This window comes from Hyphomicrobiales bacterium, assembly GCA_039973685.1.
Classification (GTDB): Bacteria; Pseudomonadota; Alphaproteobacteria; order Rhizobiales; family JACESI01; genus JACESI01.
Map to the genome: position 1 here is coordinate 1 of JBDWKL010000054.1, position 13,592 is coordinate 13,592.

Genomic DNA, 13,592 nt, shown 5'->3' on the forward strand with positions numbered 1-13,592 from the left:
AGAACACGGGTCTTGCCTGTGCCAGCACCTGCGAGCACAAGCACAGGACCATCAAGGCTTTCAACCGCATCGCGCTGCTCAGGGTTTAAGCTATTAAGATAATCCGTGCTTGGTTGCGCCCCACCACGCGCTGCCATGGCACGGCTGGTAATGCTGCCACCAGAAGGGGTGGGGGCGGGAACGTGAGCGGGTGGAAGGTCTGCTTGATCAACATCTTCAATTCGCGCCTCATCTGGCAAATAACCACCATCTGGATCATCGGCGGCAAAAGCCTCATCCCCCATGCCACTGCCATCATGGGCGGGCACATCTTCCCACCCTTCAGGCGGGCTAAGGTCGTCATTCGATGGTTTGATAGGTTGGCGGCTCATGGGTGTTCAACATTGCGAATCTTTACAAGGAGAACACTATAGCAACACTGGGACGGTTTGTTGATGGGGTGGTGAATGTTGTTTTGAAGAAATTAGGATGGAATTTTCGAGCACTCTTCGGCTTAATTCTGTCCTCGTGATTGAGCGCTGGGGTTGCTGTGCGTTCTTATAATCACAGGCTTAAACAGAACCGTGAGGAACTGTGAATTGTGCTGTTTTGAATGCTCTGCGAGGCTACCCGCTCAACTTAGGAGAAAAGATTATGCGGTTTATTACAGTTCTTATTACTATGTTCTTCTTGTCGTCGCTGAATGTTTCGGCCGGAGGATCTGTAGGCGGAAATCTTAATGGAAAGCATGAAGGCGCCATTGAGCCACTCGTTGAAGAGCTTAGAAAAGCAAAGTTCGGCAACAGTAATAAAGTACGCGATGAAAAGCGCAGCGGTAAAGATGAAAAGCGCAGCGGTAAAAAAGCAAAGCGCGGCTAACAAAAGAGCCTCTGCCCCACAAGGGGCGGGCACTGGCGCGTGAGCGGAGTTTATTAAAAACGACGACGTGTGTTTGAAAAAGACCCCTTATGTATTCGACAATATCCGTTGCTTCATCTGTTCAATATTTGCCTTGGTATTTTGTAAGTCTGCGCTGATCTGATTTGTCGCATTGCATTGTTGATCAATATCAGCCGACAATTTGTTGCTCAAAGAAGATAAATCTTTTATGCGCTGGTCTGCATCAGAAATTGACCCAATCGCTTCATTGATCAGTGTAGAGGTGTTTGTGGATTCGTTCGCTATCTGATCTGTTGCTTTGGCTGCTTGGTCGGCTAGGTCTTTGATCTCTGAGGCAACAACGGAAAATCCTCGACCATAATCACCAGCTCGAGCAGCTTCGATTGTGGCGTTTAATGCCAAAAGCCGCGTTTTCTTGGACACATCCTCGATGACATTAACGAAGCTATCTAATCCCTCGATAATATTGTTCATGTTTCCGACTATGCTGGTTAGCTCAACCATTTTTTCCAAGGTTACGCCGCACTCGCTTGAACTTTGATCAGCAATTTTAAGAGAAGCCGTCGCGCTTTCGGTTAGCGTGTGAGAGGAGCTAACAATTTTTTCAAATTGTTTTCCAACTTCATTGTCGAAGTCTTCAAACATATTTTCCAAGGCTTTGTCGGCAGCCTTCTCCGAGGTGACGTTATCGTATTCCTCGATAGAATAAGATAATTCTATGAAAAACATTCGGATGATGGCTTGAACCTTTTTAAATTCAATACTGCTGCTGTCTTTTAGAACCAATCCGACCATTTTTTCCAGCAACACTGCGCCGGAGGCTACATATAGTTCGCTGGTCAGGCCGCATCGTTCATGCGCCTTTCCAATTGCGCTTGCGTTAGCGGCAAATTTGGCGTTGTTTTTACCTTCGAAAAAGAGGTCCCATTGCTCAAATTGTTTTTCGTTAATGTGCGCAACCAGATCTTCAGCCTTAATATTATCCCGCTCGCAAACACTTTCCACAATTTCAAGCATCTCTGGTACGGCTAGAACCTTATCATAAAACGCATCCATGATTTCTTTGCGGCGCGGGAGGATGTCTGCTCTGCAAGCCTGAAGGAGCTCTGTGTCCTCCGCAGTCAGAGGTATCAATGCGGAAATATTGTTCATGAAATAGCCTTTGACATAACTTTTATAGTAAGCTGACTAGGTTAGTTTAGATTGGTTAATCAGGTTTAAATTCTCTGTATCTTTCCAAGATTAAAAATTATCAGATAAAAACGGCTTATCAAATAGGGATGCAAAAACTAATAAAGCAAGACCATTATGGATGGCATGCTTTCCAGCTTTTTGATGGGCGAAGGTCGTCGTTGGTTGGTTTGGGTGGTTTGCAATATGATGAATTTATTGCTGCTCATACCGTTAAATTCAGTATTTGTCCGAATACTTAAATAAAATTATCATATTAAATAGGATAAATATAATTCATTAACTTTTTTAATTGAATTAAAAGTAATAAATTTATGAAAATATATTCATTGATAATTTTTTAATGTGGGTTGTTGGAATTTGACATGGAGCGACATTGTTTTGAGTAGAGTAAAATTATACATCAGCCTTATTGTCTTATCTTTATTCGCTTCGCTGGCGATTAATCCTAATGTTGTGCTGAATGCCCTAGGTGGGGCGTATGAAACGGGCTTTGTGGTTTCTCAAAACGATGTAAAAGCGGCTAAGTGGTACGGTATCGCGGCTGAAAGAGGCAACACAAACGGGCAATATAAATTAGGCTATATGCACCAAAAAGGCCGGGGTGTTCCTCAAAGCGATGAAGAGGCGGTTAGGTTGTATCGCCTTGTGGCAGCAAAAGGCTATTCTACGGCTCAAAATCAATTAGGTATTATGTACAAAAATGGCCGCGGTGTTCCTCAAAGCGATGAAGAGGCCGTTAAGTGGTACCGTCTCGCGGCAGAGCAAGGCGATCCATCCGCGCAACGCAATTTAGCTTGGATGTATGCCAAAGGGCGCGGTGTTCCTCAAAGTGAGGAAGAGGCGGTTAAAAGGTACGGTCTCGCGGCTGAGCAAGGCGATCCATACGAGCAATTCAAATTAGGTTGGAAGTATGCCAAAGGTGATGGCGTTTCTCAGAGCGACGTTGAGGCTGTTAAGTGGTATCGTCTGGCTGCCGATCAAGGTAACTCCCGCGCACAAAACAATCTAGGGCTGATGTATGCCAAAGGTCGAGGTGTTTCGAAAAGCAATGCCAAGGCGGCTAAGTGGTACCGTCTTGCTGCTGAGCAGGGTAATGCCACCGCACAAAACAATCTTGGTCTCGGGTATTATACCGGACGCGGTGTTTGGCAAAACGACGCAAAAGCTATTAAGTGGTATCGTCTTGCTGCGGAACAGGGTCATGCTGGCGCACAACGCAATTTAGGTTGGATGTATGAGAGTGGTCGTGGTGTTTCGAAAAGCAATGTCGAGGCTGTTAAGTGGTATCGCCTTTCAGCTGATCAAGGCAATGCATCTGGACAAAACGATCTAGGCCGGATGTATTCCAAGGGACGTGGTGTTCCTCAAAATGATGCGGAAGCCGTTGAATGGTACCGTCTCGCCGCAGAACAAAACCACGCGTATGGACAAAGTAATCTAGGCTTTATGTACGAAAAAGGCCGTGGTGTTCCGCAAAGTGATGCAGAGGCAGTTAAGTGGTACCGTCTCGCGGCTGAGCAAGGCAACGCGCTGGGACAAACCAATCTGGGCGTTATGTATGCCAAAGGTCGTGGTGTTTCTCAGAGCAATCGAGAGGCTGTTAAGTGGTATCGTCTGGCTGCCGATCAAGGTAATGCAACCGCACGGGGTAATTTAGGTTTTATGTATGCCAAAGGTCGTGGTGTTTCTCAGAGCAATCGAAAGGCTGTTAAGTGGTATCGTCTAGCAGCTCGGCAGGGCAATGCTTCTGCCCAAAACCGTCTGGGTTTTATGTATGAAAAAGGTCGCGGTGTTTCTCAGAGCAATGTCAGAGCGGTTAAATGGTACCGTCTCGCTGCTGAGCAAAACCATCAATACGCGTTAGATAAGCTCAAAGTGCTTAAGAGATAAAACGCGGAGATTTGTCGCTTTTAAAAACAATGGTAGTTTGTTTGCAGAGCAGGGTCCCCTCAATCCCCCAGCAAAACCACAAAGCTTGTCACTGGCACCGCTTGGCAAGAAAGCTTCCAATTGCAAATCCTAATCTATTAACGAGAAAATGAAGTAGAAAAATCACGATGAATCCTGCAATCGCTGCCATGACTAAAATAAAATTAGAGGTGTTTTGTACAGCTTCAAGTGTACTTTGAGATGAGCTTGGATTCTTAAATCCTAAGCCCATAAAAATAGAAAAAATGATGCATGTGATGAAACTCAAAAATGCAGAATGAAACCATTTGTGTCTGTTGTTTAATTCTATTTTATCTACGAATTTTATCAAAAACCCAGAAATAGTGGGTGGGATCAATATTACGGTTGCAAAAAATAGGTTTGTTGCAATTTTCGGAATGTTGTAATTTACATATAATAAAATGAAAAATGGGAAAAAATAATATAATAATATTTTGTATTTCATCTTTATGCCTAAAAATATTTTAATTTGATTGTAGGTAATTTTGGTTTTTCAAATATTAATTTATCCGGTATTACGACGTGCAGCTGATGGGGTTGGATTTAAATATCTTGTAAAATTGGAAACTTACGGCTGCGCTGCCTAATGTAGGTCCCTATGAGTAATAAATTGGGTTGGCAGGCTAATACCAAGCCCCGCTCATTCCCCCAGCAAATCCACAAAGCTCGTCACTGGTACCATAAACGACGTCTTATGAGGCGCGATACCGACCATTATGCCGATGAACGTCAGGCCATCTTCACCACGCTCAAACACCGGCCCGCCGGAGCCGCCGAAGTTTGTGTCGCAGTCTGTGTGCCATAGTTTCGAGGTGCCACCGCGCATACGGCATGTTTCGTCGATTGCGGGCAGGGTGGGGCGGTCTTTGGAATAGAGGATGTGGGCAAGCGGAAGGTTTTTTGTCGGCAGTGGTGCGGCAAGCGGGGGCGTTTCAAGCTGCATCGGTTTGTTTAAAATTAAGACAGCAACATCGGTTGCGAAAAACGCATGGTCTGGCGGCAATTTTAGTTTGAAGTTTGGCAGCAGTCTTACTTCTTTGACGGTAGAATGGGCCACGTGCTTATCGAGACGCTTTCCTGCGACGAAGTGGATTGTATCAGGCGCTGCGAGCTTTCCGGTGCGATTGCTGTGAATACAGTGGGCTGCTGTCACCACTTGGTTGGGTGCAATGAGCGTGCCTGTGCACGTACTTTTTCTTGCGAAGCGGGCAACATTGACGCGGCCAATGGCGTTATAAAAGCCATCGCTTTCAGTGAGGATACGTCGGCTATCAATGCCGATCACACCGAGTACGCGGCTTTGGGCTGTCGCTGTGTTTATTGTGCCAACCAACATCAACAGCGATAGACTTGTTGCGAGGCGTGTGATCATCGGTGTTCTTCTTCGCTCGTGCTGATAAGAGCAGAATTGAATTGTCTTAAGACATCCACCTGCTGCAGATGCGCGACGATCTTGGTTGCATCATCACTATCGACCACCAAAATACGTGTGCGCCCACCTGTATCAAAAGCGCGAAGGGCTGCTTCTAATGTGTCTGTAGGGCGTAAATAGGTTTCACCAGATGCGGGGTCAAAGGTTGTTTCCTCTTCGTCATCTATAGGCTGCATCAATTCGCTAACACGGGCATTTTTGAGCAGGTATTTGTGCGGGCCATCTTGCACGAAAAGGCCGCGCATTTCGAGCTGCCAGTGGAAGAAGGAGCGGCCATGGAAGGCTTGGGTCAGCCCGTAAGAAATCGCAATGGTGACCATCAAGGCAATGGTTATTTCATAGCCGCCGGTTAGTTCAAACACGATCAAGACTGTTGAGATAGGGGCACCGATAACACTTGCTGCAACGGCGCCCATCCCAAGCATGGCGTAAACCCCGCCGCTGGAGGAGAGATCAGGGAACATGCCCGAAGCGATGATCCCAAATGCGCCGCCTGTCATGGCGCCAAGATAGAGGGCCGGTGAGAAAACGCCGCCACCAAAGCGTGATGCGAAGGTAATCGCGGTTGCTATTGTTTTTGCAAATAAGAGGGCAAAAAGCATAGAAAGCGATAATTTGCCTAAGAGGGCAAGGTTTGTTGCCTCATAGCCAACGCCCAGAACTTCGGGGTAGAACATGGCGATGAAGCCGATCAAAAACCCACCGATGATAGGGCGGAACAAGAGGCGTATTTTGATGTTCCGTGCGATCCAGTCTGTGCCCACAAGAGAGGCTTGAAAGGCGATAGCGACAAAGGCGCAAATAACGCCCAGTATGGCGAAAGCTGGAAACTCCCAGTAAGATGTTATGTCATAGTCAGGGATCAAAAAGGCCGCTGTTTCGCCAAAATAAACGCGCGATAAAACCGTGCCTGCAACAGAGGCAATGGCGATCGGCACGAAGGCTGTGGCGGCGTAATGGCCCAGAATTACTTCGTGGGCAAACAAGACCCCAGCGATGGGCGCGTTAAAAGAGGCTGACACGGCAGAGGCAACACCACAGGCTAAAAGCGTGCGCTCTGGCTTGCCCGTTAGATTGAGCCATTTTGAGAAGAAGGCTGACATCGTCGCGCCCAAATGGACGACTGGCCCTTCGCGGCCTGTTGATGCCCCGAAGCCAAGTGAGATTGCGGAAATGATCGCGCTGAAGAAGCCTTCTTTAACGCTCACATTTCGTCCGCTCATGACGCGGGCTTCTATAACGTCGGCAACGCCGAATGCACGCCTGCCAGACATTAGTTTTTCAAGCATCAATCCAACGATCAAGCCACCGAATGCAGGGGCTATCAAAACAATCCACCAAGGTTGGGATCGGGCAGCCGTGGCGACGAATTCACTCATGTCTCGAAGCCACGCTAATTGAACAAAACCGATTAACTCACGAAAAGCGATGGTGGCGATGCCAACGATTGCACCAACGATGAGGCCTGCCATCCATAGGGTTGGCTGTTTGGTGGTCCAAAAATAGGTGAGATTTGGTTTGACCCAACGCGCGACTACCATTGCCCCAGGCACAAGACGGAGTATGGCGATAAGAGGATCACGAAAACTCTTTTTGGTTGGCATTTGGTCGTCGTCTTTAGATAGGGACATTGGCGTTTTGGGACGTTTCAGCTGCGTTTTGAAGTTAGCGCGGTTTCATAAATCGAAGAATAGAGAATCGACCTTTGTTTATGAGGTTACGCCTCAGTGGGCATGAAATCAAAAACTGTTATTGCCTTTCCCCTTAATCCGATGACAAATAGGGCTCAAATGCAGGTGATCATGTTGCGATGACCTTTGGAAATATCAGATGATGAGAGTTTAAATGTCAGCACCACAAAAAATTGCGAAAAATGAAGTAGGCATTGAAACGGCGATCAGCGTTTTAAAGCAGCGCTTTGATGAGCGTTTGTCGACGGCGCAAGCGGTTCGTGAGCAGCACGGGCATACAACGACATTTTTAAAGAACGAAGCGCCAGATGCGGTGATTTTTGTGCGCTCGACTGAGGAAGTATCCGACATCGTGCGTGTGTGCTCAGAATATGAAGTGCCGGTGATTGCCTTTGGTACGGGCACCTCTTTGGAAGGCCATGTGAATGCGCCGCATGGGGGTATCTCGATTGATCTTTCACAGATGAACGAAATTCTGGCCGTTCACGCTGAAGACCTTGATTGTGTGGTACAACCCGGTGTGACCCGCATGACGCTTAATACCTATTTGCGTGATACTGGCCTTTTCTTCCCGATTGATCCGGGTGCTGATGCAAGCCTTGGTGGCATGGCTTCAACCCGCGCGTCTGGCACCAATGCGGTGCGTTATGGCACGATGAAGGAGAATGTTATTTCGGTAACAGCGGTGATGGCGGATGGCCGCATTGTAAAAACGGCACAACGAACCAAGAAATCATCCGCAGGCTATGATCTCACCCGTTTGCTCATTGGCGCTGAGGGAACGCTTGGTATTATCACTGAATTGACCTTGAAGCTTTACGGTATCCCTGAGGCAATTTCTGGCGGGTCATGCTCGTTCCCATCTGAGGAAGCGGCTTGTAACGCGGTGATCCAGACCATTCAAATGGGCGTACCTGTCGCCCGCATCGAAGTGATGGACGCGCTGCAAGTCAAAGCGATCAATCAATATTCGAACCTTTCATTGCGCGAAGAGCCGTTGTTGTTGCTGGAATTTCACGGCACTGATGCCTCGGTTCGTGAGCAGGCTGAATTGTTCAAAGAAATTGCCGCAGATAACGAAGGTGGCGAATTCATTTGGACGACTGATGCGGAAGAGCGCACCAAACTTTGGCAAGCGCGCCATGATGCTTATTGGGCCGCTTTGCAACTTGTGCCGGGAAAAAAGGGCATTTCAACCGATGTCTGTGTGCCAATTTCTCGTCTTGCAGAGTGTATGGCTGAATCCCAAGCTGACCTTTTGGAGGTTGGTCTTATGGCACCAATTGTCGGCCATGTAGGGGACGGCAATTTTCATGTGCTGCTTTTGGTTGACGAAGATAACGCTGAAGAAGTAGAGCGGGCAGAGCAATTTGTGTCGCGGTTAAACATGCGTGCGATCTCGATGGACGGAACGTGTACGGGCGAGCATGGCATTGGCCAACGCAAGCAAAAATATCTAACCCATGAATTAGGCGATAGCGTCGACTTCATGCGTACGATCAAGCAAGCGCTTGATCCGAAAAACATTATGAACCCGGGTAAAATTCTCGCGGTTTAAAGGGGGGATGACTTGATTACTATTGACCTGAACGAGATTGAACGTGAAAGCAAAAAAGCGCTGATTGCGCATGGGGCCGCTGATTGGGTGGCAACTGAGGTTGCAAAAGCTGTTCGCAAAGCAGAAGCAACGGGCAATCGCATTTGCGGACTTTATTACCTTGAAAGCTATTGCAAGCAGCTTGTTAGTGGGCGTGTTCTCGGTGATGTGGAGCCTGTGGTCTCTAAACCCAAGCCAGCCAGTGTTTTGGTGGATGCAAAATTTGGCTTTGCACAAGCCGCATTCTCGCGTGCTCTTGCAACAGCTGTTGAGACGACGAAAGAAATGGGTACTGCGTCCCTTGCAATTGCGCATTCCCATACTTGCACATCGCTTGGCTATTTTACCGAACAAATCGCAGAAGCTGGATTGATCGGCATTGGTCTTACCAATGCGTCCGCCGTTGTTTCTCCTCCTAATGGCAACAAAGCGGTTCTTGGGACCAATCCAATCGCGATGGCAATTCCGGCAAAAGATGGCGGCGTTCGTTTTCAGTTTGATCAAAGCACCAGCGCGATTGCTCTTGGCAAAATTACAATGGCGGCTGCCGCAGGTGATGATATTCCGCTCGGTTGGGCTGTGGATGCTGACGGCAAACCAACCACGAACCCGAAAGAGGCTTTGAAAGGCTCGCTCGTTTCTAGTGGTGGTTATAAAGGCTATGGCTTTGGCTTGATGGCTGAAGTGCTTGCAGCTGCTGTTACAGGGTCAGTCAATTCAGTGACCATAAAAACCATCAAGCATCCCGATGGCCCGCCCCATGATCTTGGTCAGTTCTACATGATGATAGACCCAAGCGTTCATTCAGGTGATGGCTTTTATGAGCGGATTGAGATTTTAGCGGATGCTGTGACGTCGCAAGAGGGTGCAAGGTTGCCGGGATCGTTGCGGGTTTTGCCGGATAGCGTTGAGCTTGATCCTGCCGTTTGGGACTTGACCAAAACGCTTGCTGGAGGACCGCAATGAGCGCGCCTTTAATCGATTGTCTGCAATACGCCAATTTTTCTGAGAAGATTTTTCAGCAAATGCATGAAGGCAAAGTGAATGCTGTGCATGTGACAATTGCGTATCACGAGAGCTTTCGTGAGATGATCCTTAATTTGGAACAATGGAACCGGTGGTTCGAATTGTATCCAGAGCTTATTTTTAAAGGTGAAACGGGCGATGATGTGCGTCGTGCCCAAAAAGAAGGGCGCACGGCGATCTTCTTTGGGTTTCAAAACCCATCACCGATTGAAGATGATATTGGCCTGATCGAAATCTGCCACACACTCGGCATTCGCTTTATGCAGCTGACCTATAACAATCAATCCCTGCTTGCGACGGGCTGTTATGAGGAAAATGATACGGGCGTGACCCGATTTGGCAAACAAGCGATCAAAGAGATGAACCGTGTCGGCATGGTGGTCGATATGAGCCATTCAGCAGATCGCTCAACGCTTGAAGCAATCGAACTGTCTGAACGCCCCATTGCAATCACGCATGCAAACCCTGCGTGGTGGCATCCGGCTTTGCGGAATAAGTCGGACGACGTTTTGAAGGCACTGACTGGGCGCGGTGGTATGCTCGGCTTTTCGCTTTATCCGCACCACTTGAAAGATGGTACGAATTGCACGCTGGAAAGCTTTACCCAGATGATTATGGAAACGGCAGAGCGTTACGGTGTTGAAAACATTGGCATTGGCAGCGATCTCTGTCAGGATCAGCCAGATAGTGTTGTGACGTGGATGCGGGTTGGCCGTTGGTCGAAAGAAATGGATTACGGCGAAGGCTCAGCAAGCGCTCCCGGATTTCCGCCAGACCCTGCATGGTTTCAAGGCAATCTTGATTTCGGCAATATTCGCGCCGGATTGGAGAAGGTCGGTTTTTCAAACGACAATGTGGATCAAATCATGGGTGGCAATTGGCTGCGCTTTTATGATCAATCCTTCGGCCCACAATAAAGGTCGCTTCTGGGAGGGAGACAATGGCAGAAGTAGAGCATCTAGCAGAGTGGAATGAAGCGCCGTTGCGCGCACCCTCCGATGTGATGCGTCTTGAGCGCATGGGTTCATTTTTCCCAACCCGCCTAAGTTTTATGCGTACACTGACCCGCCGCTTGGCCCGTGAAGAAGCTAAGGTCTCTCGGCCTGTCTTTGATATGGATGATGAAGGCCACGGTCGTGCTGTCTACTCTGTCGATGTTGGCGGCAAGACCTACAGCCTTGTCGCTTTCTCCATCAAGCTTGATCCGAATAAGCGCACGGACCGTGTGATTGCTGAAGCGTGGGATACGAGCTACGCGCTTTACGATGGTGTGCCGTCAAAAGAGGAAGTTGATCGGTTAGAGGCCAATGTGCCGCATCAAGAAGCAGGCAGATGTTGTGCTAAAGATTTGATTTTAAGCCGCGCGAATAAATCAGTTCGTCTGTTTGAACATGTGGTCGATTGCCTTTCGAAAGGCGAGCAGCCTCAAATGGCGCAGATTGATGAAATTGGCTATTTGATGCGCACCACTGCGGTCTATGGCAATGGCAAATTTGGTATTGCCGACCGCACGAAAATTTGTGAGCGCGACGGATTGTCTGGCCCGTTTCAGGCGGAGATGCTGACGGTTTGGCTCATTCGAGGCTTTACCCATGATCTCGCCAATCACGTTGCGTCAAAACGAGGTGGCGATAAAGCGGTAGAACTTTCTGACGACATTAAACGCCATCTAGGTATCGGCAATTCCACAGGCCTTGGCATGGCACCCTTTTTGGTAAGCCATCCTGTTTTGATCAACAGCTGGATGCAAGTGCGTGAAACGGCTCTTGCAAGAGTGCGGGTCGTTGAAAGCTTAGATGAGAGTGCGGCCAAACGCGTTTTGGACTTGGTTGAGCGAGTGACCCGTCATTTAGCGCAATGGAATGTTGTCGACGAACGGCAAATGAACCGGATTGAAGTGGTGCGCGATGAATGGGCAACCATTACGTCGCAAATAGCGCTGGAAGCTCTAGTCCAACCTTACCCTTACGAGCAATTGTTAGAGCTTACAGAGAGCTGTTCGCTTGAATGTCAGGAATTGATGATTGCCCTTGTTCTTGAACCCAATGGCGAATTGATCGACGGCCTCGAAGAATGCATGGCAACGCCCTATGAAGCCCGACTTGAGCCGGCGATGAGTGTTGGTGCGCTTAAGGCCTTCATCGACGACAAAATGAAGTGGGCCTTGTCGCTTGATTTTGATCAAGCCAACGAGACAGCGCAATTTTGGTATGTGTCTGAGGAGAAGTTAGAGCCACGTCTCGGCCTTCGTTATGAAGAAGAGGGCGCGGAACTGGAAATGCCACTTGATATTGCAAGGCGCGTTCAAGCGCTTTACCGCGATATGGAGGGCATCGACCCAGACCAAACAATGGCTGAGTTCCTAATCGCCCACCCACATCATCGCTATGCAGCAAAGCGGGCGCAAACAATGGCACGTTTTCCTTATAGTGAAATCCAAGATAATTTGATCAGTGAGCGCTGCCTGCCCATCGACATGTTGCGCTGTAAACTGTCGTTTTTTGGTGCGTCAAAATTTGATCCAAAATCAGACCGCTGGACCCGCATCACGCTTTATCAAGGAGCACCGTTGTTTCATGAACTTGGCACCGACCAAGCCGATGACTGGTGGCTTCCAGCTTTGGAAAGAGCATAATGTTTTCACTTAATGAGATTTCAGCAACGCTTAAAAAAGCTGCAATTGGCAGTGGATTTGATGTTGGCCGTGCTGAGGATATTGCCAAGGCTGGATGCTGGTTGATTACTTCTGGTCGCGATGGAGCAGGCGTTGTGCTGCAAGCGATTGAAGCTGGACCGCAACCAATTAATTTTGACGAAGAAAATGGCCATTTCCAAAATGTGCATGTTGCGTCATGCGGATTGGCTGCTGTTGATATTGTGGAAGGCTCCGAACGCTTTGTCGTCTCTTTCGGCCCGCTTGATGTTCCAGAATTGCAACTTGGTTTCGTTGGTGTTGCAAGTCGCGCCAATGATAACGACTACACGCTCGCATTTGGTAGCAAAGGTGGTGTTCTTTTATGCGTTGAGCCAGATACGTCGCTTGATGATTTCTTTGGCGATAAAGCCGCAAAAATGACGCTTTGGACCGTCCGTCAGGGCGTGGTTATTTCGCAAGATGACCAAACAAACCAAGGCGAAGGCCATCGCATAGACCTAGAAGCATGGGTTAAGCTGCTCGATCTCGCCCATAAAACCTATGTACCAGCCAGTGAGGCTTCTCGTTTGTCGGGTGCTGGGGCTGGTTTGGTGGATAACGACTGATTTTATAGGTATAGTTCCCTAAAAAACGGTTGTATGAACGATTTTTAATCGCAATACTTGAAAATGCCACAGAAACATGTGTTGATTTCAATGAAGCTATCTGTGAGTCGGTCAACTTTTCATTCGGCCGACACAATACAAACTAAGAGGTGATGAATGGCTGATTATTATGCTGATGTAAAAAATTATGACAGTGGTGCGACCGAAGGTGTGGTTAAGAAGATTGTTAACCATTTAGGGATCGCCTTGCGCAACCGCGATTCATCGCTTGTTTCTTGCTCTGACGATACAGAACTAAGTCGTGTTCGTGAAAAGTGGTTGAAAAAGAAATTGGGTGAAACCGATGATGCTGCTTGCGACAAAGTTATCGCGAAAGTCTGTGAGACAATGAAACCTTCTAAGTCAAACAAGTCGCGTGTTACCTTCTACTATCTTTGTGCAAAAGAAGTTGGCAAGCTCAGCATGTTTGAGTAAGCGATAATTCCGACACAAAACCCACAAATCTGTGGGCAAAGACTGTGTTTTAACGAGCGGGTTTGACCCGCTCGTTTTGTTTTTGGAC

At 48.0% G+C, this 13,592-nt stretch carries 13 protein-coding genes; 8 read left to right on the forward strand and 5 right to left on the reverse strand.

Annotated elements, in window-relative coordinates; genetic code table 11:
• Positions 1-371, reverse strand: a 371-nt coding sequence (locus tag ABJO30_14765; protein ID MEP3234085.1) for a UvrD-helicase domain-containing protein, incomplete at its 3' end; no start/stop codon positions are given.
• 262 nt (positions 372-633) lie between these two features.
• Between ABJO30_14765 and ABJO30_14770 the strand changes: the two genes are divergently transcribed.
• On the forward strand, positions 634-858 hold the full coding sequence (locus ABJO30_14770; GenBank protein MEP3234086.1) for a hypothetical protein: 225 nt from the start codon (positions 634-636) through the stop codon (positions 856-858).
• A gap of 87 nt (positions 859-945) precedes the next feature.
• Here the strand turns inward: ABJO30_14770 and ABJO30_14775 are convergent, their stop codons facing one another.
• Positions 946-2,031, reverse strand: a complete 1,086-nt coding sequence (locus tag ABJO30_14775) for a globin-coupled sensor protein (protein ID MEP3234087.1) — start codon at positions 2,029-2,031, stop codon at positions 946-948.
• 420 nt (positions 2,032-2,451) lie between these two features.
• Between ABJO30_14775 and ABJO30_14780 the strand changes: the two genes are divergently transcribed.
• The gene (locus ABJO30_14780) at positions 2,452-3,963 is read left to right on the forward strand and encodes an SEL1-like repeat protein (protein ID MEP3234088.1); all 1,512 of its coding nucleotides are present in this window, start codon (positions 2,452-2,454) and stop codon (positions 3,961-3,963) included.
• An 88-nt stretch (positions 3,964-4,051) separates the two neighbouring features.
• Here the strand turns inward: ABJO30_14780 and ABJO30_14785 are convergent, their stop codons facing one another.
• From ABJO30_14785 to ABJO30_14795, 3 genes are all read right to left on the reverse strand, one after another.
• Positions 4,052-4,468, reverse strand: coding sequence for a hypothetical protein (locus ABJO30_14785; GenBank protein ID MEP3234089.1), 417 nt, complete (start codon positions 4,466-4,468; stop codon positions 4,052-4,054).
• A 195-nt stretch (positions 4,469-4,663) separates the two neighbouring features.
• On the reverse strand, positions 4,664-5,395 hold the full coding sequence (locus ABJO30_14790) for a trypsin-like serine protease (protein ID MEP3234090.1): 732 nt from the start codon (positions 5,393-5,395) through the stop codon (positions 4,664-4,666).
• Positions 5,392-7,059 carry a chloride channel protein gene (locus tag ABJO30_14795; GenBank protein MEP3234091.1) on the reverse strand — a complete coding sequence of 556 codons (1,668 nt, stop codon included), beginning with the start codon at positions 7,057-7,059 and terminating at the stop codon, positions 5,392-5,394. Before ABJO30_14795 ends, ABJO30_14790 begins: the two co-directional genes overlap by 4 nt.
• Positions 7,060-7,300: 241 nt before the next feature.
• Here ABJO30_14795 and ABJO30_14800 point away from each other — a divergent pair, with 241 nt between their 5' ends.
• The 6 genes from ABJO30_14800 (at position 7,301) to ABJO30_14825 (ending at position 13,504) form a co-directional block, all read left to right on the forward strand.
• A complete protein-coding gene (locus ABJO30_14800) occupies positions 7,301-8,704 on the forward strand; it encodes an FAD-linked oxidase C-terminal domain-containing protein (GenBank protein MEP3234092.1) in 1,404 nt (467 codons plus the stop codon).
• Between the two features lie 12 nt (positions 8,705-8,716).
• Positions 8,717-9,709, forward strand: a complete 993-nt coding sequence (locus ABJO30_14805) for an Ldh family oxidoreductase (GenBank protein MEP3234093.1) — start codon at positions 8,717-8,719, stop codon at positions 9,707-9,709.
• Positions 9,706-10,686, forward strand: a complete 981-nt coding sequence (locus ABJO30_14810; GenBank protein MEP3234094.1) for a membrane dipeptidase — start codon at positions 9,706-9,708, stop codon at positions 10,684-10,686. The genes ABJO30_14805 and ABJO30_14810 overlap by 4 nt, the downstream gene beginning before the upstream one ends.
• 23 nt (positions 10,687-10,709) lie before the next feature.
• A complete protein-coding gene (locus tag ABJO30_14815) occupies positions 10,710-12,404 on the forward strand; it encodes a hypothetical protein (GenBank protein ID MEP3234095.1) in 1,695 nt (564 codons plus the stop codon).
• Positions 12,404-13,030 (forward strand): DUF3726 domain-containing protein, encoded by a 627-nt coding sequence (locus tag ABJO30_14820; GenBank protein ID MEP3234096.1) that lies wholly within the window; start codon positions 12,404-12,406, stop codon positions 13,028-13,030. Before ABJO30_14815 ends, ABJO30_14820 begins: the two co-directional genes overlap by 1 nt.
• A 156-nt stretch (positions 13,031-13,186) precedes the next feature.
• The gene (locus ABJO30_14825; GenBank protein ID MEP3234097.1) at positions 13,187-13,504 is read left to right on the forward strand and encodes a DUF2853 family protein; all 318 of its coding nucleotides are present in this window, start codon (positions 13,187-13,189) and stop codon (positions 13,502-13,504) included.
• Positions 13,505-13,592 lie beyond the last annotated feature (88 nt).